General features: G+C 24.8%; 28 protein-coding genes. All 28 read right to left on the bottom strand.

All coding sequences use genetic code 11. The features are described from left to right. Positions 1-73: 73 nt before the first annotated feature. Positions 74-691 carry a methyltransferase gene (locus AWT65_RS06115; RefSeq protein WP_066730152.1) on the bottom strand — a complete coding sequence of 206 codons (618 nt, stop codon included), beginning with the start codon at positions 689-691 and terminating at the stop codon, positions 74-76. Continuing rightward, positions 654-1,163 carry a PSP1 family protein gene (ricT, locus tag AWT65_RS06110; protein WP_066730151.1) on the bottom strand — a complete coding sequence of 170 codons (510 nt, stop codon included), beginning with the start codon at positions 1,161-1,163 and terminating at the stop codon, positions 654-656. Before ricT ends, AWT65_RS06115 begins: the two co-directional genes overlap by 38 nt. Then, on the bottom strand, positions 1,160-1,807 hold the full coding sequence (locus AWT65_RS06105) for a JAB domain-containing protein (protein WP_066730150.1): 648 nt from the start codon (positions 1,805-1,807) through the stop codon (positions 1,160-1,162). The genes ricT and AWT65_RS06105 overlap by 4 nt, the downstream gene beginning before the upstream one ends. A 106-nt stretch (positions 1,808-1,913) precedes the next feature. Next, positions 1,914-4,484, bottom strand: coding sequence for a phosphoenolpyruvate carboxylase (gene ppc / locus AWT65_RS06100; RefSeq protein ID WP_066730149.1), 2,571 nt, complete (start codon positions 4,482-4,484; stop codon positions 1,914-1,916). Next, positions 4,484-6,079 carry a DEAD/DEAH box helicase gene (locus AWT65_RS06095; protein ID WP_066730148.1) on the bottom strand — a complete coding sequence of 532 codons (1,596 nt, stop codon included), beginning with the start codon at positions 6,077-6,079 and terminating at the stop codon, positions 4,484-4,486. The genes ppc and AWT65_RS06095 overlap by 1 nt, the downstream gene beginning before the upstream one ends. Continuing rightward, complete coding sequence (gene ylqF / locus AWT65_RS06090) at positions 6,080-6,949, bottom strand: ribosome biogenesis GTPase YlqF (protein WP_066730147.1); 870 nt, start codon at positions 6,947-6,949, stop codon at positions 6,080-6,082. Then, positions 6,936-7,616 (bottom strand): 16S rRNA (cytidine(1402)-2'-O)-methyltransferase, encoded by a 681-nt coding sequence (rsmI, locus tag AWT65_RS06085; protein ID WP_066730146.1) that lies wholly within the window; start codon positions 7,614-7,616, stop codon positions 6,936-6,938. Before rsmI ends, ylqF begins: the two co-directional genes overlap by 14 nt. Further along, a complete protein-coding gene (locus tag AWT65_RS06080) occupies positions 7,616-8,911 on the bottom strand; it encodes a S41 family peptidase (protein ID WP_066730145.1) in 1,296 nt (431 codons plus the stop codon). The genes rsmI and AWT65_RS06080 overlap by 1 nt, the downstream gene beginning before the upstream one ends. After that, positions 8,895-9,650, bottom strand: a complete 756-nt coding sequence (locus AWT65_RS06075; RefSeq protein WP_066730144.1) for a TlyA family RNA methyltransferase — start codon at positions 9,648-9,650, stop codon at positions 8,895-8,897. The genes AWT65_RS06080 and AWT65_RS06075 overlap by 17 nt, the downstream gene beginning before the upstream one ends. Continuing rightward, positions 9,647-10,102 (bottom strand): divergent PAP2 family protein, encoded by a 456-nt coding sequence (locus AWT65_RS06070; RefSeq protein ID WP_066730143.1) that lies wholly within the window; start codon positions 10,100-10,102, stop codon positions 9,647-9,649. The genes AWT65_RS06075 and AWT65_RS06070 overlap by 4 nt, the downstream gene beginning before the upstream one ends. After that, positions 10,095-10,421, bottom strand: a complete 327-nt coding sequence (locus AWT65_RS06065; protein WP_066730142.1) for a YhbY family RNA-binding protein — start codon at positions 10,419-10,421, stop codon at positions 10,095-10,097. The genes AWT65_RS06070 and AWT65_RS06065 overlap by 8 nt, the downstream gene beginning before the upstream one ends. Positions 10,422-10,428: 7 nt before the next feature. Beyond that, positions 10,429-11,130: a 23S rRNA (guanosine(2251)-2'-O)-methyltransferase RlmB gene (rlmB, locus tag AWT65_RS06060; protein WP_066730141.1), complete on the bottom strand. Its 702-nt coding sequence runs from the start codon at positions 11,128-11,130 to the stop codon at positions 10,429-10,431. After that, positions 11,127-12,395, bottom strand: coding sequence for a UDP-N-acetylglucosamine 1-carboxyvinyltransferase (gene murA / locus AWT65_RS06055; RefSeq protein ID WP_066730140.1), 1,269 nt, complete (start codon positions 12,393-12,395; stop codon positions 11,127-11,129). Before murA ends, rlmB begins: the two co-directional genes overlap by 4 nt. After that, entirely contained in the window at positions 12,388-12,954 is a 567-nt protein-coding gene (locus tag AWT65_RS06050; protein ID WP_066730139.1) for a DUF1694 domain-containing protein, read from the bottom strand. The genes murA and AWT65_RS06050 overlap by 8 nt, the downstream gene beginning before the upstream one ends. 60 nt (positions 12,955-13,014) lie before the next feature. Beyond that, positions 13,015-14,007: a PTS transporter subunit EIIC gene (locus AWT65_RS06045; RefSeq protein ID WP_066730138.1), complete on the bottom strand. Its 993-nt coding sequence runs from the start codon at positions 14,005-14,007 to the stop codon at positions 13,015-13,017. Beyond that, complete coding sequence (locus tag AWT65_RS06040) at positions 14,008-14,616, bottom strand: DUF4125 family protein (protein WP_232292796.1); 609 nt, start codon at positions 14,614-14,616, stop codon at positions 14,008-14,010. Further along, positions 14,609-15,496 (bottom strand): DUF4037 domain-containing protein, encoded by an 888-nt coding sequence (locus AWT65_RS06035; RefSeq protein ID WP_066730137.1) that lies wholly within the window; start codon positions 15,494-15,496, stop codon positions 14,609-14,611. The genes AWT65_RS06040 and AWT65_RS06035 overlap by 8 nt, the downstream gene beginning before the upstream one ends. Next, positions 15,493-16,335, bottom strand: a complete 843-nt coding sequence (locus tag AWT65_RS06030; RefSeq protein WP_066730136.1) for a tetratricopeptide repeat protein — start codon at positions 16,333-16,335, stop codon at positions 15,493-15,495. Before AWT65_RS06030 ends, AWT65_RS06035 begins: the two co-directional genes overlap by 4 nt. After that, positions 16,332-17,264 carry a prolyl aminopeptidase gene (gene pip / locus AWT65_RS06025; protein ID WP_066730135.1) on the bottom strand — a complete coding sequence of 311 codons (933 nt, stop codon included), beginning with the start codon at positions 17,262-17,264 and terminating at the stop codon, positions 16,332-16,334. Before pip ends, AWT65_RS06030 begins: the two co-directional genes overlap by 4 nt. Before the next feature lie 81 nt (positions 17,265-17,345). Then, the gene (locus AWT65_RS06020) at positions 17,346-18,350 is read right to left on the bottom strand and encodes a type II secretion system F family protein (RefSeq protein WP_066730134.1); all 1,005 of its coding nucleotides are present in this window, start codon (positions 18,348-18,350) and stop codon (positions 17,346-17,348) included. Then, positions 18,347-19,318, bottom strand: a complete 972-nt coding sequence (locus AWT65_RS06015) for a type II secretion system protein GspD (RefSeq protein WP_066730133.1) — start codon at positions 19,316-19,318, stop codon at positions 18,347-18,349. The genes AWT65_RS06020 and AWT65_RS06015 overlap by 4 nt, the downstream gene beginning before the upstream one ends. Further along, entirely contained in the window at positions 19,311-19,850 is a 540-nt protein-coding gene (locus tag AWT65_RS06010; RefSeq protein WP_066730132.1) for a hypothetical protein, read from the bottom strand. Before AWT65_RS06010 ends, AWT65_RS06015 begins: the two co-directional genes overlap by 8 nt. After that, a complete protein-coding gene (locus AWT65_RS06005) occupies positions 19,843-20,739 on the bottom strand; it encodes a hypothetical protein (protein ID WP_066730131.1) in 897 nt (298 codons plus the stop codon). Before AWT65_RS06005 ends, AWT65_RS06010 begins: the two co-directional genes overlap by 8 nt. Next, positions 20,732-21,370, bottom strand: coding sequence for a hypothetical protein (locus AWT65_RS06000; RefSeq protein WP_066730130.1), 639 nt, complete (start codon positions 21,368-21,370; stop codon positions 20,732-20,734). The genes AWT65_RS06005 and AWT65_RS06000 overlap by 8 nt, the downstream gene beginning before the upstream one ends. Further along, complete coding sequence (locus AWT65_RS05995) at positions 21,367-21,780, bottom strand: hypothetical protein (protein ID WP_066730129.1); 414 nt, start codon at positions 21,778-21,780, stop codon at positions 21,367-21,369. The genes AWT65_RS06000 and AWT65_RS05995 overlap by 4 nt, the downstream gene beginning before the upstream one ends. Further along, positions 21,758-22,150, bottom strand: coding sequence for a hypothetical protein (locus AWT65_RS05990; RefSeq protein ID WP_066730128.1), 393 nt, complete (start codon positions 22,148-22,150; stop codon positions 21,758-21,760). Before AWT65_RS05990 ends, AWT65_RS05995 begins: the two co-directional genes overlap by 23 nt. Beyond that, entirely contained in the window at positions 22,147-22,572 is a 426-nt protein-coding gene (locus tag AWT65_RS06900; protein WP_066730127.1) for a prepilin peptidase, read from the bottom strand. The genes AWT65_RS05990 and AWT65_RS06900 overlap by 4 nt, the downstream gene beginning before the upstream one ends. Then, positions 22,569-22,979 carry a type IV pilin protein gene (locus AWT65_RS05980; RefSeq protein WP_066730126.1) on the bottom strand — a complete coding sequence of 137 codons (411 nt, stop codon included), beginning with the start codon at positions 22,977-22,979 and terminating at the stop codon, positions 22,569-22,571. The genes AWT65_RS06900 and AWT65_RS05980 overlap by 4 nt, the downstream gene beginning before the upstream one ends. Positions 22,980-23,087 lie beyond the last annotated feature (108 nt).

Genomic DNA, 23,087 nt, shown 5'->3' with positions numbered 1-23,087 from the left:
AAAAAAAAAAAAAAAAAAAAAAAAAAAAAAAAAAATAATAATAATAAATAAAAAAATAAGATGTCATCGACATCTAATTTTTCTTTGAACCACAAACAAAATATAACTTTGCAGTTTGTTGTTCCCTAATTATTTTTAAATTATTTTTTAATATTTCTTTTTTTACTTCTTCTTTTCTATAAATAGGATAAACTAAATAAAATTTAGATTTATCACTCTTTAAAAAAGAATAAATTTTTTTACATATATTTTCTAGATTAAGTAAAGTTTCAAATTTTGAATTTTTTACAACTTCATTTTTAGGATATTTACCTGATTCTAACTTATAATAGGGTGGATTTGAAATAATATAGTCAAATTTTCCTTCATATTTTATAATATCTTCATTAATTGCCTTTATTTTTAAATTATTTACTCTTATATTTTTTTCTAATAATTTAAACACATCTTTTTGTATCTCAACTGCAACTATATTTTTATTATATCCATAGAGTTTAAAACTAATATAGCCACTACCAGCTCCTATTTCAAGTATATCTCCTACACTTATATCATCTTTTAACATAAAATTAACAAGTTCTATCGCATCTGTTGTAATATTAAAATTTTCATTATTTAATTTAATTGTATAAGTTCCTATTGTTTCTATCATATTACCAATATAACTCTTTACCATATTTTCCGAAGGCATTTAATATTCTTCCTTCATCATTTTGCTTAATTTGATAAAATTCTACTCTTCTATTAAATGCTTTATTTACTTCCTTTACTAATTCTCTAAAATCTAGTCTATCTTCTGCAGTGAAATAAAAAATTAATTTTTCTTCGCCAAAAGTATATTCTCCTATAACAAGATTCATTTCAGGTAAAATTCTTTTTACTATTTTTTTACATTTAAAATAGGCTTCATCTGCTTTTTTATCTAAAGCTGGCAATGTTTCTATTTCTTTTTTATTTAATTTTCTCTTAACTTCTCTTATTTTTATATCTTCTACTTCTTCATTTTTAGGAATGAATTTATTTTTACTTATAACCATCCCTATTTGATCTCCTCTTATTGTTTCAACTATTACATAATCCCCCTTAGAATAATCTTCATCTTCTTGAACAATAAAAGGATATACCTTTTTAGTTTTCCTAAATTTTATATTTAATATATTCAAAGTACTCCTCCTTCTACAAAACTAAAATATCCCTTTTTGCTTATTATTATATGATCCAATAAATTAATCTCAAATATTTTAAGTCCTTCTTTTATTTTTAATGTAACTTTAATATCATCATTAGATGGTACCAATGAGCCTGAAGGATGATTATGTGCAATTATTATATTTTTAGCATTTAAACATAATACCTTCGTTATTATTTCACGCAAAAACACTATACTTCTATCTATTGTACCTTTAAATATAGTTTCATGTTTTATTAAATTTAAATTTGTCGTTAAAAATATTATATCAAATCTTTCCTTTAATTCATAAGCTAGTTCTTGCCTTAAAAAATTTATTAAACTTGCTGTATCAGAAATTTTTTTCTCATTTGATATAAAATTTTGAAGATAATCTTTATAGAAAATTTCTATTAATAATTTTTTTAATATCTTAAATTTTATTGGTACACTTATATCATTTTCAAAAATATAATTATCTCTTGCTAGAATATTAGCCAAATTAGCATATGTTTTTAATAACTTTTTTGCTTTTACCTTTGTATATTTTTCTCCAATTATATATAACATTAATTGTAATAATTCTACTTCTGTAAGAGCATCACACCCATATTTCAAATATTTTTCTTCTAATTTCATATTAAACCCCTTATATTTAAAGCAAAATATGGTCTAATACATATATATTCTAGCATATTTTTTTTAATAAAATAAGATGCACAAGTACTTTTGTGCATCTTTTATTTCAACCTGAGTTTCTAAGTCCTGTTGCTATTCCATTTATGCAAGTATGTATAGCTTTTAGTAAATTTTCATCACCAAAGCCTTCTCTTTCTTTTTGTAATAATTTTATTTGTAATTTATTCAAAGCATTAAAATATGGTACTCTATTATTCAAACTTTCCTTCAATTCAATATTATCTTCTAATAAAGTTTTTTTCGATGAAACCTTAAGTATCATTTCTTTTGTTAATTTATATTCTTCTAATATCATAGAAAATATATCTTCTGCTTCTTTTTTATCCTTTGCTAAACTTAAATAAAGCTTTGCTATTTCCATATCTGTTTTTGCAAGTAACATATCTACATTCGATATTTGAGTTCTAAAGAATGGAAAATTGTTATACATTTCCTTTAATTCTTCTATATTTTCATTTGCTAATGCTGTACCTAAGCCATACCATCCTGGTAACATAATTCTTGTTTGTGACCATGAAAATACCCAAGGAATTGCTCTTAAATTTTCTATGCTTCTTCCACTTTTTCTACTTGCAGGTCTTGAACCTAAATTCAATTTTGAAATTTCTGTTATTGGTGTTATGTCATAAAAGAAATCTATAAATTTTTCTTTTGAAAAAACTAAATCCCTATATTTTTTATAGCTTATATTAGACAATTTTTCCATAATATTTTCATATTTATCCAAATTTTCTTGACTATTAACCTGTCCAACTTCCAAACTTGCTGTAATCAATGCTTCCAAATTATACATACCATTATTATAATTTCCGTATTTAGCATCTATTATTTCTCCTTGTTCAGTCAATCTAATTTTTCCTTTAATACTTCCATTTGGTTGTGCTAAAATTGCTTCATAACTTGGTCCTCCACCACGACCAACTGTTCCACCTCTACCATGAAAATAGCTAATATTAATTCCATATTTTTCACCTAATTTTATTAGATTTTTTTGTGCCTTATATAATGAATAACTAGAAGTTAAGTAGCCTCCATCCTTATTACTATCAGAATAACCAAGCATTACCTCTTGTTCATAATTATTAGCTTTTAAAAAGTCTTTAACTATTTTTAAGTTAAACCACTTATCCATAACAACAATTGAATTTTCAAGATCTTCTATAGTTTCAAATAAGGGAACAATACTAACATTTTTTTGTATTCCTACTTCTTTTAGAAAAATAAGGGCTTCCAACATATCAGAAACATTGGTAGTATGTGAAATTATATTATGTTTTATAACATCATTTCCAAAATCATTTATCATTTTTTTTGCCACACTATATATTTCAAGTTCTGACTGCAATAATTCACTTTTTTTACTCTCTAATATTGCTAAAGGTCTTGGATCATTTTCTAAAATATTCAATAATAATTTACATTTTTCTTCTTCACTTAATTTTTCATAATTATTTTCAATATTAGCTAATCTTAACAATTCAGCCACACATTTTTCATGTATACTTGAATCTTGTCTTAAATCAACAGTTGATAAATAAAAACCAAAAGCCTTTACTGCTGTTATTAAATTTTGTAAAGTTCCAAACACAAAAATTTTTCCACTATATTTTTCCAAAGAATCTTTTATTTTCAATAAATCTTCTAATAATTCTTGGCTATTTTCATATGCTGGCAAATCAGTATTATTAGGCATAGTCGTTGTATCTAATTTTAACTTATATGCTGTTGCTATAACCCTATCTCTTATATAGCTAATCGCTTTTCTATATGGTTCTTTTTGTCTATGAATAGAAAAATCATGCGATTTTTCAACCAACTCTTTAACAGCTGTACTAACCTTTATCAAATCTTCACTCATTGAAAATTCTCTATACATTTTTTGTAATTTTTCAATATATGATGATATTAAAACAGTTGCTGCCATTTTTATTGTTTTTTCTAAAGTATGAGCTGTAACATATGGATTTCCATCTCTATCTCCACCAACCCATGTACCAATTTTAATAGGTATTATTGTATTCTTAAATTTATATTTTTCAGCCATTTTATTATATTTAATAATTAAGTCTGGTATAGCTTGTAAAAAAGTTGATTTATAATAACTCATAATATTGCTTATTTCATTTTCTACTCTTAATTTGGTACTTCTTAATGTGTCAGTTTGTAGTAGAATATTTATATCTTTTTTCAATTCATTTTCCCATAAATTTTTATCTATTAAATGTTCTTTAACTTTATCATAATCTATTAAAAGATTATATATATTTTCTACCAAATCTAGAATACTTTTTCTTTGTATTTGAGTAGGATGTGCGGTTAATACTGGTGTTACCTCTATTTTTTCTATATTTTCCTTTGAGTTTATCAAATTAAAGGCATGTTCTAAATTTTCTTTTTTTATTTTATTTTGATTTTTATCACGAATCATTTTTTTATAAGTTATAACATCTTCTGCTATATTAATTAAAAGTGGTATAAAAGCTAATACCCTTGATAACTCATAGGCTTTATCATAGGGTATTTCATCAATATTTTGTGTTAATGTTGCTTTTTTTATTTCTTCATCTTTTATAGAATTTATTAAAGTATTTACTAAAATATTTATTTCTTCGTTCATTACTTTCTTCCTTTTTTATTTTTACTTTCTTTTTTTTGTTTACCTGTAGAAATTTCAACTATAGGTTTTTTTGCATCCTTTCTATTCATTGCTTTCATTATATCTTCAGCTTCTTTGAAAGGAACAGTTATAAATGAAAATTTATCCATTATTTTTATATCCCTTATTTTTCTACCGGGTACTTTAGCTTTTTTATGAATTAATTGTAATAATTTTGATGGTGTCATTCCATCTTTTTCTCCTAATGCTATAAATAGTCTTGTTTTATCATCTACTTTAACACTAACATCTTTTATTTCATTATAATTTTCTTTTAAAAATTCATCATCATAAATATGTCTTAATAAAGATGCAACAATTACATCTGTATTTCTATTAGACAATATTTTTCTTGCTAAATCTAGATATTGTGTATAATCTTCTTCTAAGACAATTTCTTCTATACTTGCTAGTAAATTTTCTTTTTTAGCTTCTAATATTTGTTCTACATTTGGAACTTTTTCTTTTACAATTTCTGATTTTGTTAATCTTTTTATTTGAAGCAATTTATTAATTTCTCTTGGACTTACAAAAGTAACTGCAATTCCTTTCTTTCCAGCTCTTCCTGTTCTTCCTATTCTATGAACATAAGCTTCAGGTTCTTGTGGAATTGAATAATTAATAACATGTGTCAAATCAGATACATCTATACCTCTAGCTGCTACATCTGTTGCAACCAAAATATTTAATATCTTTTGCTTAAATAAATCTAATGTTTTTTCTCTCAATCCTTGAGTAATATCTCCATGTATACATTCTGCATCATAACCTCTAGATTTCAATTTTTTAGTAACTTCATCCACATCTTGCTTTGTTTTACAAAATACTATTCCATAAAAATCTGCTCTATAATCTAATACTCTGCATAAAGCTTCAAATTTATCATCAGGTCTAACTTCAAAATATATTTGCTTAGTTAAATTAGTAGTTAATTCCTTTTTCTTAACCTTTATTTTTTTGAAACTTGGCATAAATTCTTTTGCAATTTGCAAAATTTCTTTTGGCATAGTTGCAGAAAAGAATAACATTTTCTTATCTTCATTTGTACTTTTTAAAATTTCTTTTATATCATCTACAAAGCCCATATTAAGCATTTCATCAGCTTCATCAAGAATAAAATATTCTAGTTCATTTAATTTCAATGCTTTTTTATTTAACATATCCATTACACGACCCGGTGTACCTACTACTATATCAACACCTTTTTTCAATGATTTAAGTTGTGTTTCAATAGAAGCTCCTCCATATACAGCCGTAATTTTAATATCTTTATCTCCTTTTAATGAATATATTTCCTCAGATACTTGTACTGCTAATTCTCTAGTTGGTGTTAATACAATAGCTTTTACCTTTTTTTCTGGCTTTAATAATTCCAATATTGGTAAACCAAATGCTGCTGTTTTTCCAGTACCAGTCTGTGCTTGCCCAATTAAATTTGTTTGTTCTTTTAATAACTCTGGTATAACTAAAGCCTGTATTTCCGTAGGCTCTAAAAACCCTTTTTCATAAATTGCTTTTAATGTTGATTTACTTAATCCTAATTCTTCAAATTTCATTTATTTCCTTTCTGGCAATTCTAAGAAAAATTTTCCAAATTTACCTTGTCTAAAATCTCTTAGAATTCTTTTTGAAACTATTTCGTAATCTAGTTCCTTTGTATTAATTAATAATCTCTTTTCTATTTTTTTCATAAGTGCATATATGTCATCATCTTCTTCTTTTGTTAGATTATATGCCATATATACCCTATCTATTATAGAAAATTCTTTCATTTTTTGTAACAATGAACTTGCAACCTCTTCTATAGCTACTACTTCATCTTTTATAGAGCCAGTAATTGCTAAGTTCAAAGCAACTTCATGACTATTAAATTTTGGCCATAATACTCCTGGTGTGTCTAGAATAAAGAAATTCTCATCAACACTTATCCATTGTTTTCCTCTAGTAAATCCTGGCAAATTACCTACACCTGCCTTACTTTTATTTGCAAGTTTATTTATTAATCTTGATTTACCTACATTAGGTATTCCTAATATCATAGCTCTAATTTGAGTTTTTCTCAAACCCTTTTTTTTCATTTTTTCTAATTTTATGTCGTATAATTTTTTGATATATGTTTTTAATTCTTTTAGATTAGTACCTTTTTCAGCACTCAATGCAATAATATAGTCCACACCTTCTTCTAAAAAATATTGCTTCCATTTTATAAAGTCTTTTTGTTCAACTAAATCAACCTTATTTAAAATGATAATTCTAGTCTTATTCTTAACTATATTATTTATTTCAGGATTTCTACTTGATAGTGGTATTCTTGCATCTAGTATTTCTATTACAACATCAATTTGTTTTAATTGTTCTACTATCATATCCATTGTTTTTTTCATGTGCCCAGGATACCAATTAATATTTGTTTTAGTCTCTATCATTTTTTTCCTCTAATCCTTTAATTATTAAAACAATTTCTCCTTTTAAAGGTTTATTTTCTACCAAATTTATCAAATCACTAACTTTACCACGAATAACTTGTTCATATATCTTAGTTAACTCTCTAGCAATTATCATTTCTCTATTTCCCAAATATTCATAAATATCTTTTAAAGTTTTTAATAATCTATTTGGTGATTCAAGAATAATTATAGGTCTTTTTTCATCCCTTAATTGATTAAATAAAGTCTGTCTACCTTTTTTTTTGGGTAAAAAACCTTCGTATGCTATTCTTCTCATACTATAGCCTGAAATACTTGCAGCACTAAGTATTGAAGAAGGACCAGGAATTGTAACTACTTTGAAGCCATTATTTATTGCTTCATCAACCAATTCATAGCCTGGATCAGAAATACAAGGCATACCTGCATCAGTAACAAGTGCTATATTTTTTTCTTGTTCTAATAAATTTATTATATTAGGTATCTGATGCTTTTTATTATGTTCATGATATTGATAAATAGTATTTTCTATTTCATAGTGTTTTAATAACTTTCTAGTAACCCTAGTATCTTCAGCAAAAATATAATCTACCTCTTTTAAAATTCTCACTGCTCTAAAACTAATATCTTCTAAATTACCTATAGGAGTTCCTACTATGTATAGCATTATTTTCCTTCCTTTAAATATTTAATGGCTGCTTTTAATTGTATATCTCCTTGTGCTATTATTTTTTTAGCTTTTTCTTCCCCATGCATTTCAATTAATACTTTTTTTATTTCTTTCATTCTATTATCAAGTGCTTGTTTTGTTTCATTAGCATAGCCCTTGCTTGATAACAAACTTTCCATTTTTACTTCAATATCAGGTTTTATACCTTTTTTATTAATATCAGAATTTTTAGGTGTTGAATACTTAGCTATTGTTATTTTCAAAGCATCTCCAGTTCTAAATTGTATTATATTTTGTGCAACACCTTTACCATATGTCTTTTCACCCATTATTGTAGCTCTTTTATAATCTTTTAAAATACCTGTTACAATTTCTGAAGCTGATGCACTTCCACCATTTACTAATACTACCATAGGTCCTGTATAACTTTGTTTTTTTGTTCTATTATATACATTTTCATTACCATTCTTATATTTAAGACTAACCATCTTTCTTTCATTTGTAAAAATAGATGCCAAATCTACAGCTTCATTAAGTGACCCTCCAGGATTAGTTCTTAAATCAAAGATTAATTTTTTCATACCTTTAGCTTTTAAATTATTAACAGCTTGTTCAACTTCATTTGCAACTCCATTACCAAATTGCAATAAACTAATATATCCAATTCCATCAGAAAGCATCTTATATTCAACATTATCTAATTTAATATTATCTCTAACTAATTTGATCTTTAATGGATCTTTTAAATTTTTTCTGATTATTTCAACTTCTACTACTGTACCCTTAGGTCCTTTTAACATTTTTGATGTTTCTACAGCTGATAAATCTTTAATATCTTTACCATTTACTTTTGTAACTCTATCACCTATTTGTATATTTGCCTTAAATGCTGGCGAACCAATAAATGGTGATATAACTTCCATATATTCACCTTTTTGTTTTCTTATTGACATTCCTACTCCTGAATATACTCCGTCTAAATTTTCATTCATATCTTTATATTCTTCTTGAGTTAAATATTCAGAATATGGATCATCTAAATTTGCCATTATTCCTCTTAAAGCTGCATCGTATTGATCTTTTATGCTTATTTTTTTATCTCCAACCCATACATCATCAACCAAATTTATTGTTTCTATAATTTTTTGTAATTCAGCAACATCTTTAAAACTTGCTTTTTTTATTGTACCTTTTTCTTCAAAAGTTGTGTTTGCTTGGCAATATTTTGAAACACTAAATGTTATTAAAACACCTGCACAAAAGCATAATATATATTTAATCTTTTCCTTCATTTTCTTCCTTTCTAAGATATAGCAAATATTCTATATTCCCTTTTGTTCCTTTTATAGGTGATGGTTCAACACCAATAATTTTAAATTTATATTTTCTAAATGAATCAAGAACTTTATCTATTGCTAACTTTCTATATTTTTCTTCTCTAACTATTCCATTTTTTCCGATAAATTCTTTTCCCACTTCAAATTGTGGTTTTATTAATACCACAACTTCAGCATTTTCTTTTGAAAAATCATATATATATTTTACAATTTTTGTTAAAGAAATAAAGGAAACATCCGCAACAACTATATCTGCTTTACCCTTTATTAATTGCTCTAATTTTAATTTGTTTATATGTGTATTTTCTATGCTTAATACTTTTTCATTAATTCTTAGTTTATAATCCAATTGATTTGTTCCAACATCAACACTATATACAAATTTCGCCTTATTTTGCAAGGCACAATCAGTAAAACCTCCAGTTGATGCTCCAATATCTAATACTATCTTATTTTCAAAACTTATTTTAAAAGTCTTTATAGCACCTTCTAATTTTAGTCCCCCTCGACTAACATAAGCTAGTTTTTCCTTTATTCTTATAGTTAAAATATCTTCTTCCTTAAGCATTGTACCAGCTTTAGTTAATAATTTGTCATTTATTAAAACATTTTCTGCCATAATTTCCCTTTTAGCTTTTTCACGACTATCAAAATATCCTTTTTCAAAAAGAATAAGATCTAATCTTTTTTTCATACCAAATAACCTCTAAATAATATAGTCAAAACTATTCCTAATAAACAACCCATTGCTACCTCAAAAGGAGTATGTCCTAAAAATTCTTTGAATGATTTGAATTCTTCACTTTGAAATAAATCTTTATCACTAATCATAATTCTATTAAGGGCTTTGGCATGCTTTCCTGCTTCTCTTCTAATTCCAGTTGCATCGTACATTACAACAATAGCTAATACAAATGATATTGTAAAAAGTGGATTACTTGTTCCATATACCAATGCTAATGCCGTACATAAAGAACCTACACTTGCTGAATGTGAACTTGGCATACCACCAGTTTCAAAAATTTTTGAAAAATCTAATTTTTTACCCTTAAATATCGGAGAAATAATCTTTATAGCCTGTGCAACTACCACACATAAAATAACTATATCTAAAATTCTATTATTTAATATTATTCCATTAGACATTTTTTTGACTCTTTCTATATTCCATAAATTCTTTTGTTATTTTACCTTTTTTATTAAATTTGAAAAAAATCATTGTATGACCTATAGCATATACTGCTGTACAATTAGCCTCCTTTTCAATTTTTTCTTCCAATTCTCTTGTTAAAACTTCATCCGAATTTGATAATATCTTAACTTTTATTATTTCTTGCTTTGCTATTGCCTTAGCAATACTATCAATTACTGCATCATTTAAACCCATTTTACCAATTCTGATAATAGGTTCAATATTATGAGCTAATTTTCTTAAATAATTTCTTTCTTTATTATTTAATTGCATACTACTCCTATTCCTTATTCATTTCAGCTAAACAAATACCTGTTGCTACTGAAACATTCAATGAATTAACTTTACCCTTCAATGGTATTTTAACTATCATATCACTATGTTCTCTAACTTTTTTTCTTATTCCATCACCTTCATTACCAACAACAAGCACAGATTTATCTGCATAATTTACACTATTATAATTAATCTTTGCTTCTCCAGCTGTAGCATATATGAAATAACCATATTTTTTTAATTTATCTAATGCTTGAGATATATTAACAACTTGTATTATATCAACATATTCTATAGCACCTGCTGATGTTTTTATTACTGTTTCAGTAACTTTAACATTATTTCTATCTTGTATGATTATACCTTTAACGCCAAAACATTCACAAGATCTAATTATAGCCCCAAAATTTCTTGGATCTTGAATTTGATCTAATACAACTATTGTTGATTTATCTTTTATTAATTCTTTTTCCAAGAATTGTTCTAATGTAACATAGTAGTTATATTCTAAAAGATATGCTACTACTCCTTGAGAATTATTTTCTCTTTTTTTTGTATAATATATTTTAATATTTTTTTTACTTGCAAGCCCTAGTAAATTTCTTATATTATCTTTTTTTATATTAGAAAATATTTCGATTTTATCTATATTTTCTCCAGCATGTATAGCTTCAATTATTGGATTTACACCTATTATCTTTTTCATATATCAAATTTCTCTCTTTTTATATCTGCTCCTAATTTAATTAATTTTTCTTCTAATTTTTCATAACCTCTATCAACATGATAAATTCTATTAAGTCTAGTTTGACCTCTAGCAATTAATCCTGCTAAAACAAGGGCTGCACCAGCTCTTAAATCCGATGCCATAACATCTGCTCCACCTAAGCTATCCACACCTTCTATAATTGCAGTATTATGATGAATCTTTATATTAGCACCCATTCTATTAAATTCTGCTACATGCATAAATCTATTTTCAAAAACTGTTTCTTCTATTTCGCTTTTTCCCTTTATTAATGCTAATAATAGCATAGTTTGTGCTTGAACATCTGTAGGAAAACCTGGATGAGGCATTGTTATAATATTTGCTGGTTTTAAGTCCTTTACTTTTCCTATAACCTTCAATATATTATCTTTCTTTTCAAATCTCACTCCCATAGATTCAAGTTGCGATTTAAATATACCTAATTCTTCTATATTTGCATTTTTTATATATATTTGTCCATCAGTAATAAGTGAAGCTATTACATAAGTAGCTGCTTCTATTCTATCAGGCATAATTTCATATTCAACAGCTTTTAATTTTTCTACACCTTCTATTGTAATTTCATCAGTTCCTAAACCTTTAATTTTAGCTCCCATTTTAATTAAAAACTTCCCTAAATCAACTATTTCTGGTTCTTTTGCTGCATTTATAATTCTAGTAGTACCTTTAATTTTTGTAGCTGCTATTAATAGATTTTGCGTTGCTCCGACAGATGGAAAACTTAAAACTATATCGTCACCTTTTAAATTACTAGAGTCCACATATACATAACCATGTTCTTGTACTATTTTTGCACCTAATTTTTCAAATCCAAATAAATGCAAATCAACTGGTCTTGAACCTATTGAACATCCCCCTGGCAAAGATATTATTGCTTCATCTAAATTTGCTACCATAGGTCCCATTACTAAAAATGAGGCTCTCATTTTTTTTACAATCTCATACTCGGCTTTATTATTTTTTATTCCATCATTTATGATTTTATATTCATGTTCACCTTTTTTTTCTACTTTAAGTCCCAAAGATTCTAATAACTTAAATAAAACTCTAATATCTGATAAATTAGGAACATTTTTTAATAAATATTCTCCTTTTTCTATTAAAGTTGCTATAATTATTGGCAATGCCGCATTTTTAGCTCCACTTACCTCTATAGTACCATTTAAGGGTTTTCCTCCAGTTATTATAAATCCATCAACCATATATTTTTCCTCCTAATTTTTCCTCCAAAGGGCATTTTTCTCCACATAATTTATCAAAAAATGTTAACTCTTTATATTGATCAAGTAATTCAGGTAACAATTTTTTTATAATTTTTAAATATCTCTTACTAACTTTTTTACCTAAGGCATCATAATAAGCCAAAGGCATTCCTCTATCTTTTATTATCTCTAGCCTTGATTTTACTATAGGGTTTCTTTTTATATCCACAGCATCATCGGCTGATACAACAAGACTGATATTACCAACATAAGATAAACCATCGACTATTTTACAGTCTACTTTATACATATTAGCTAAATTTATATATTTTTTTAAATATTTCATATCTACTCTTCTTGTTAATACCATTTTTGTTGCTATAACTTTTTCTAAAGCTTTTTTAACTTCTGGATATATAAGCTTTTCTTTCACTTCCTCCTCAGTAAGTGCTACTAAAACTCTTTCTTTATATATACCTAAAAATTGATTTCTTTCATATAAAATATTTGCTAATCTATCCTTTGATTTTTCAACATTTTTTAAAATTTCTTTTTCCATATTTTCCATATATAAATAGTAACATAATTAAAAAGTAAATGCAATTAAAAAGGAGCTTCATTATTCTAAAGTTCCTCTTAAAAAATAGTATGTTGATATAAAAGATATTCCAAAGGCAATTATTGCAGAAATAAAGAATATTACTATTTTATTTAAAGGCATTATTAAAAACACAAATATTCCTGTTATACCCACTGAAATTGCTCTTGCTTTATAAAGCCCTAAAAATATACAAGCTAACATACTTCCAACTAAAGATGAATAAAAGGCCCTTTTATATTTTAAATTAACCCCAAACATAGCCGGTTCTGTTATTCCTAATAAGGCTGAAACTCCAGCAAGTGCCTGAACATTCTTCTCTTTTTTATCTTTTTCTAAAAAATATACTGCAAAAACTGACCCAGCCTGAGCTATATTTGAAATTGCAGCAATGGGTGTTATAAAATTTCCATTTACTTTTAACAAATTAGTTTCTATAGGCAATAAAGCATGATGTAAGCCTGTTATTACTATGGGTGCATATACAAAGCCTAATATTCCTGAGCCAATAAAACCTAACTTATTGTAAATAAATAATACTACTACACTAAGTCCATTTCCTAAATATAATAATACCTTCCCTGCAAAAGTTAAAGTTAAATAAGCTGTTATAACTAGTGCTAATATTGGAGCTAAAATGTCTCCGACATTCTTATTTACAATTTTTTTTAACTTTTTTTCAATAAACACAAGTATATATGACATTATTATAATAGGCAAAACTGTTGCTTGATAATCCATTTTATATTTAATAGAAATTTCTGGATTTATCATAATTAATGCTAAAAATGCTCCCAAATATGCATTACCTCCAAAGGCCTTTGTAGCTGAAAAGGCGATAAATACTGGTAAACACTTAAATGGAATTTGAGAGATTAATTTTAACATTTGCTCTATTTCTTTAAATTTAGAAAAATGAACTAAATTACATATAGCACACAATAAACCACCTACAAGCAATATAGGTATTATCGGACTGAAAATTTCACCAAGTAATTTTATAAATTTTTGCATCTATCCTCCACGTACAATATTTTCAACTTCTTCTAAATTCTTATATCCTTTTTTCTTAAATATTGTTTCATATATCTTTTCTGCCAAATTATAGTCAATAGAAGATATATAATTTAAGTATAGAAGATTAGTTTTATATGAATAAGTACTATGTTCACCTCTTAAATATGTTCTAGTAGATGCTATAAGCCCTGTATCATCGACATCTACACCTCTAACATATTTTGCTAAATTAGGATATTTTTTTATAAACTCTCTTTCCCAATTCATCACAATTTCTTCTATTTTATCAATTAATTTTTCTTTTTTTTCATTTTTTTTCGGTAAATATTTAACTAATTTTTCATATTCATCCTTGTGAGTATATTGCATCATATACGCATATTTTTCAAATAAAGGATTTCTTCCTTCCAATTTATATTGTTTTAAATCATCAAGATAGCTTAATAAAATTTGTATATTTAGATTTTCCCATTGACTTCCTCTTGTAATAAGAAATTCTTTTTTATTATCTTGACAACTTGCTCTTCCTCCAGTATTTTTTAAATTTGTAAAATAATTCCATTCAATTTCTAAAATAATATCTATTAATTCCTTCAACTTAATCACTCCAAAATCCTAAATCTCTTATTCTATCATTATCTATTCTTGATTGAATAATAGGTCCATAATAACCTAGATAGTCGCTAACTCTAATTATTATTTCTTCTTTTTCTAATTTATCTATTATATCACTACATATCATACTTATTATATTTAACTTTTCTTGACTGCTTGTATTGCTATCAACTAATCTATCGTAAAAATTAGCAGCTTTTTCATCAAAAGTTTTAAGCATTCTGTGATACCATTTATAATAAGGGCAATATTTTTTATAAATTAAATGATATAACTCTATTGTTTCTTCTATAAATTTTGATAAAGCTTGATTACAAGCAACCATTTCATTTCTTTTTAAACATCTTTCATAATTGTACAAACCTTCTCTTGAAGCATTCATACATCTAGTTGCTATTCTATTATATCTTATATCTCTTGGATAAAACTCAACCTTTTTTCTTACTTCTGTTATTATACCCAATTCATCAATAAATATTTCACCATTGGTAAAAGAAGACAATAAATATTCTGGTATATTAAGAAAGTCTTCATCAGTTTCAGGTCCTCTTGTAGTTCCTAAAAAAGTAAAAATAAACTTATCTATGTCTAATACACCTCTTCTATCATTAGACCAAACTGTTTTTGTTTTCTTATAATGTTCATCTAATATTCTTTCATTTATTTCTTTACCATATTTTTCATAATCTTCTTTTTTTAACCATATACAAGCTTGTTTACTAAAATCATGATCTTTTGAATATTCATCATCAAAGCCATAACATTCTGAACCATATCCAACTAAACCTGCTGAAATTTTAATATCATATTCTCTAAGTATTGGTAAAGTATTATTAAAAAAGTTTTCCTTAACTAATTCCATACCCTTCATTTTCTTTTTCTCATTTCTATTGTTTCTTTAACCATATCAACATTTTCTTTAACTTTTTCGTAATTTATACTTCCTCTTCCAAATGAAGCTTCACAAATAAATAATACTTTTTTAAATAATTCTAATGCCTTTTCAAGCTCACCTTTGTTATAGAAAGTAACCGCTAAATTATTAATTGCTGCTGAATACATAGCATGTCCTTTACCAACTTCTTTTTCATAAATATCCAAACTTATTTTTATACATTCATCAGATTTTTCATTTTGCCCTAACATTCTATATGCTATTGCCAAATTATTATATGTTGTTGCAAAAGCTACCTTATAATCAGGCATATTCTTTAATATTTCTAAACTTTTCAAATGTAATTCTAAAGCTTTTTCATATTGTTCTGTATCTTGATAGTATAAACCTAAATTATTACAGACACTTGCATATTCATAAGAATCTATCATCTTATATTTTTCATATATTGAAATAACTGTCTTATATAAATTTTCCAATTTATTCAATTCACCTTTAAATCTATAGACTTCACATAAATTCAAAGTTGTTGTTGCATATGTAATACTATCTATTCCAAATTTTTTTTCTATTATATCTAATGCTTTTTGTAAGCATGAAATTCCAAGATCATATTCACCTATATATTTTGAAGTACCACCTAATTCATTTAATAATTTAATAGTACTATTTGAATCTTCTCCATACACTTCTTCAGTATATTTAAGCATTTTTTTTAATAATTCAACTTCTTCTACTGTCTTACTTTCTTTTATTAAAATTTTTCTTTCTTCTGTCATTTTATTAATACTATCTATTTTTTCTCTTATAGTCATTTTTCTTCCCACCCATCTGTAAATTCAATAAGTTGTTTAGCTATACCTGGCTCAAATGATGAATGCCCAGAAGCATCAACAAATATTAATTTACAATTATTCATATGTTTAGCTAATTGATATGCTCCACTTGGTCTACAATCTACATCATATCTACCATGACATATCAATGTTTTAATATTTTTAATCTTGTCAATATTATCTAAAATATAGTTTTCTTTAATAAAGCTGTTATTATAGAAATAATGGCACTCCAATCTAGCAACTGCAATATCATATTCAGTTACTTCATCTGCTAATTTCATTGGATATAATCTAACACAACTACTTTCCCAATCATTCCAAAATTTTGCATATTTTGAAACTATCTTCATATCATCCGAAGATAAATATTTCATATAACTTGCTATTATATCTTTTCTTTCTTCTTCACTTAATATGGAAATATATTTTTCAAATTCTTCAGGGAAAAATTGCCCAGCTCCACCACAGTAAAGCCAATCCACATCTTCTTTCCTTGCTAAAAAAATACCTCTTAGTATAAGTCCACTAACATTTTCTGGATAATTGATGGCATAAACTAAACTCAAAGTTGTTCCCCAACTCCCACCAAATAATATCCATTTATCTATTTTTAGAGTTTTTCTTAATTTTTCCATATCTTCTACCAAATCAAATGTGGTATTTTCTCTTAATTCAACAAAGGGTTTTGACCTACCTGATCCTCTTTGATCAAAAATTATTATTCTATATTTTTCTTTGTTAAAAAATTGTCTTGCAATTTCTCCACTTCCACACCCTGGTCCACCATGTACAAATACTATGGGTATTCCATTTTTATTTCCACATTCCTCATAATATATACTATGCAATTTGGAAACTTTTAAATATCCTTTATTATATGGATCAATTTTTTCATATAAATTCATATTAATCACCAAGTATATTTTAACATATTTTTAGTCTTAAAAAAATAACTAGGCTAATTTTTACCTAGTTATTTTAATAATTTACATTATACTTTCACCAAGATTAAATAATGGTAACATAATAGCAAGAACAATAAGTCCTACGAACAATGCAATAATCATAATAGATATTGGTTCTAAAAATTTTAAATAAATTCTTATTTTATATCTTAATCTATTATTTTTTATAGTGGTCAAAGTTTTAAAAACCTTTTCAACTTCTCCTGTAGCATCTGCTATAGAGATATAATTTTTATACTCAATATCAAAGTACTTTGCTTTTTCAAAAGCCATAGTTATGCTATCACCTTTTTCTATTTTCTTAAATATTTTTTGTAATTCATATTTAAATGCCTGATTATTTGTATCCATACAAATTTTTAATGCATCCAAAAATATTATTTTTGAAGCAAAAGCTGCATACATAGTTTGGGTAAAACCTAATATATGATAATCTCTTATTAAGCCATTTTTTAAAATAATAGAATGATAAATAATATTATTTGACTTTATTAAATATGTTATTAAGACAATTAAACTTAAAAAAATTAATAATATATATAGTTTAAATCTTAATAAAAATTCTGAAATATTTATAACGGATTTTGTTAAATTAGGTAATTCTTGATCTAGATCTTTATAAATTTCTATAAATTTAGGAACAACAACCATTAATAAGACATTTAAAATTATTATAGCTGTACTTATTACAACTACCGGATAGATTATTATAGATATTATTTCAGATTTTATTTGTGAAATGAATTGATATTTTTCTTTCAAAAGTTTCATACAACCCTTTAAATCCCCAGTTTTTTGACTTGTTTTAATAAAAGATAAAAACTCCTTGTCTTTTGATATATTCAAAAAAGCAACATCTAAATCTTTTCCTTTTTCTAATTGAAGCTTTAACTTTTGTATTTTTTCCTTATATTTACCCTTAAATACCCTTTTTAATATTGTTATGGCTTCTATTAAATTTATTTCTCCTTCTAATAAATCGCTTAATTGTTCAACAAATTTTTTCCTAAAAGTAAATTCTGTCATATTATTTTCGCCTCTAACTCCATATAAATTTCTCTTTGAACATTACCTCTAGTTTGATATGTGAATAAACTACCTATAATAGGTATATCTCCAAGAATAGGTGTTTTTGATTTAGTATCATCTTTAACTATACTTGTTGCTCCACCGATAAACATGCTTTTATTATTTTCAATATTTATAACTGTTTCTATAATATTCTGTTTTTTCATATCTTTTGATTTAAAATTACTTACTTCTGCCTTTAATTTTATTTGAATATAGTCTTTTTTTATTTTTGGTTCAACTTCTAATATTATTCCTGCTTCTCTTGAAATTATATTACTATTTTTATTTTCACTATTTTTTACCTCAAAAATACTTTCATCAGTGACCTTAAATATACCTTTATCCCCATCTAAAACAACTATATTAGGACTTGATTTTAAAACAAGTTCTCCATTTTCTTTTAATGCATCTATATCAACATCCAATAATCTACTATTATTGGTTAATAAATTTGAAAAACTTAAATTACCTCCTAAAAATTCTGCTATTACACCTGCAAAAGAAAAATTTTTATTTAGTTTCCAATTAAATCCTAATCTATCAAATAAATTTTTACTTGTGTCTATTATATTCAATTTCAATAAAACCTGTTGCTTTTCAACATCTAATTTTTCTATTAATTTGCACATTTCACTAATTTCATTATCCGTACCTGTTATTACTAAAAAATTATCTATACCTTTTATTTTTGCTTCAGATATTCCATTTAATATTGGCAATAAATCAATAGCCAATTTATTTTTTAATTTATATACAGAATTTTTTTTGATTTGAAAATTTTTGTCTTGTTCTTTTACTATATTTTTACCTTTCAAACTAATAGGTATAAATAAAGAATCGGCTTTTTCTTCCATTTTTTTATTAGTATATGAAAAGCAGATTACTGCAAATAATGTTACATACATAAAAATTTTTTTAATCATTTTCATCACCTTTTTGCAAATATCCCAAGTTTAATATTTGAACATCTCCAGAAATATTTAAGGTAAATTTTTCAGTATCAATATGATAAGGAATTTTATTTATATAATAAAGGAATTTACCTAAAGAAATTAGATCACCTTTTAATTTTATATTTGAATAGTATAATTTGTAGTCAAAAAAATTACTTATCTTTTGTTTTTTCGTCATATCTATTAATCTTAACCCACTTGTTTGTGCAAGTTTATACATAATTTTTTTAAAATCATTATCGCTTAATTCATATGTCGCCAACATATCTTTTTTATTATTCAAGCTATCTTGATAATTTACTATTTTATCTTCTAATTCTTTTTTTGTGCTTTTTAAGTCTTTTATTTCGTCTTCATTTATTTTCAATTTATTTATTATATCTAATTTTTCATAACCTTTAATTTTATATTTATTATATGCTGTATTCATTAAATAAATAGAAATTAGAACAGAGAAAGAAAAAAATATTAAACCAATATAATTTTCTAGTTGTTTATTCATAGTTTATCACCACCTTAAATCCTATCCCTTCATCTAAACTAATTAAATAATCTATTTTTGCTTTAGAAAAACTTTGCAATATTCCCTCATATTTGTCTGCAACACCTTCTAAAATTAATTCTTTATCTCCATAGTCTATCCTTTTAAAATTTATTCCTTTTTTACTACTATCTATTATATATTTTATTAAAGTGTAATATTCTTTTTTTGAAAGATTAACATCTTGAATTAATAAATTTTCATTTTTTTCTAATTCTTTTTGTAAATTTTTGATATATGTCTTTGTTGCAATAATATTAGCATCTAATTTTATTTTTTTATTTTTTATAACATTTATTTCTTTTTGCAACCTTGCTACATTAAAAAAAGTACTTGAAATTACGAAACTTAAGCTTAAGATAGCTATACTACAAATAAGTAAAATTAAATTTTTAATTAAATATGGGTTCTTTATTTCATTTGTCAATTTCACTTTAGCTATAGCTTTAAATATTTCATTTATATTTTCTTCATCAACATACAAAGTTTTAATATTTGCAAAATCATAATTATCTTCGTAAGTTACATCAAGTTCTTCTATATTTTTACCATCAAAATGTAAACTACTTTCTTCACCTAAATATACTATTTCTTCATTTAAAGTTTTAATATATTCTTCCATTTTAAAAAGTTTTTTTATTCTAAGATTAAAAAAAGCAAAAATATCTTTATAATACTCTATTTCTCTTGTTTTAACATCTAAAATAACGGTAAATTTATCTTTTTTACTAAGATTTGCTTGTAGCATAATCTCTTCAAAATCTTTCTCTAAATCTACAAATTTAAAAGAAAAAATTTCATCTTGTTTTTTTATAAAAATTTTATTCTTTTTAATAAATATTTCAGTCATATTTATCACCATTTATAAATTTATAATCTATAGTTACACTTGTATAATACACTTCATCTCTAACAAATTTCATTCTTTCCTCTACTTCTAAAGTAATGCCTAATATTTTTTTCCTATATCTTACTGTTACTATTCCATAATCCTTATCTCTTCTAAGTGGCAATGTTTCATATCCTCTAGAACTTTTTACACTTACGATTTCATAACCTCCTATACTCTTAACCGACTTATTATCTGCATAAACTAAACAATCTTCCTCTATCATTTTTTTAAAAAGTTTAACTAATCTTAATTCCAAATATTGTATTGCATCTTCAGTATCTGAATCGTAAAAATATATATTAAAATATGCTCCATCATTTTTAACATAATTAGTTGAAAATTGCCTTCCCATTAAAAACCACATATATTCATAATAGCCATATTTCCTTGAACTAATTATTTTAGCTTGTTTTTTTTCCTTTTTTATTAATCTTTTTTTTAAAATTTGCTTATTCTGAATAGAACCATCTAATTTAAAATTTTTATTTTTATTATATACATAGTCAAAAAAAGTATAAGTTACAATAGACATAACTGATAATATTATTAAAATATAGATCAAAGAAGAACCCTTATTTTTATTTTTCATTTTAAACTCATCACCTTATAAATCAACTTATCTTTTATTTTAAATTTAAAAATAAATCTATCTTCTTTTTTTTCTATTTGATATTCATCATAATTGAACAAAATATCTGCTTGTATATTTTGATTACTATAAACACTTGCCTTATGTTTATCAAATGTTAGTATAAAATCATCTGTTTCTATTTTATTTTTACTATATTTTAATTTATTTGAAAATATTAATTTATCGGATATTTTATCTAAAATTTTACTTATTTCATAACTTGCTATATCCCTATTTATTTCATTTCTTATTTTTATATTTTGTTTATTAAACAATATAGTTATGCCTAAGAAAATATAAAATAGACTTACTACTATTAAATATTCTAATAAAATTATTCCTTTGTTATGGAATATAATAATCTTCATAATTACCAACTTTCAATTTATAAATATATTCGGTTTTAAATAATGAAAAACATTCGTTTGTTTTAGTAATACTTACACTAATTTCTTTATCTAAATTATAGTAATTATCCGTTGAAATATTAAAATACTTGAAGGCTTCTTTTATATTTTTGAATTTTTTATTTCCAACTTTTTTTTCTATTTTTTTATACTCCAAACTTTTCAAATATTCTAATAAGTTTTTTTGATTAATTATATGTTTACTTTGCAAATTAACCTTATTATTTATGCCATAAATGTTATTTATAGTAAAAAATATCGGTATTAGTGCTATAGTAATTATAACAAGTGAAAGTAAACTTTCTATTAGTAGCTCCCCTTTATTATTCATAATAAAAATTCTCCTATGATATATGTTAAATAAATTATTGGGGCAAAAGGAAAATAACCCTTGATTCTTCTAAAAATTAAAACAATTATTGCCCCTATTATATATAAACTTGTGTAAAATTTATACACAAAAATTAAGTCTGTCCTACAAAAATATATACTTAAAATAGTAAATAATTTTATATCCCCTAAACCTATAATTTCTTTTTTTATATAGAACTCTATTAACATTTGAATAAATATTGGAAATGTGAAAATTGACATTGACAAATATAAATTGAATAGATTGAAATTTTGAAAGTTTTTTATTAAACTTAAAATTAACATTAGTATAAGATACGATTCTGGTAATATTCTTTCTTTTATATCTCTATAAGAGATAAAAACAAATAAAATATTAAACAATAATTTTATAGCTATCATTTAATAGAACTTGGTCCTATTACTTCATTTGCAAAATCTTTTGGTGCTTCTATTTTAGCTGTAACAACTCCATCACTATATTCCAATTTTCCAGTTACTTTACCTGCTCTGAAATTACCTGTTGAATCTGCACCAATTTTTAAAGTTTTTAAATCTCCATAACCTTTTAGAATAGCTCCTATATCTGCAAGTGCTGCATTACCTTCTTTTTTCTCATCAATTTCACTACTAATAACAAAATTATTAAGTTCTGATACAGCTGCAATGACTCTTGTCTTATTTGCCCGATCTATATACTTTGTTACCCTTGGTACTGCAATAGTTGCAATTAAACTAATTATTGCCATAACAGCAATGACTTCAATTAATGTAAACCCTTCGTTTACTTTTTTTTGTATTTTTTTCATACAAAACCTCCTTTATTTTTATTGACATCATAATAACATAGAAAAAAATATATGTAAATTTAATTTTTTTTATACTTGAGTAGTTTATACATTAAAAAAATATATGAA

Origin of the sequence: Sneathia sanguinegens, assembly GCF_001517935.1 — a bacterium.
Classification (GTDB): Bacteria; Fusobacteriota; Fusobacteriia; order Fusobacteriales; family Leptotrichiaceae; genus Sneathia; species Sneathia sanguinegens.
The sequence above is the reverse complement of the archived record's forward strand: the minus strand, read 5'-3'. Positions and strand labels throughout refer to the sequence as shown.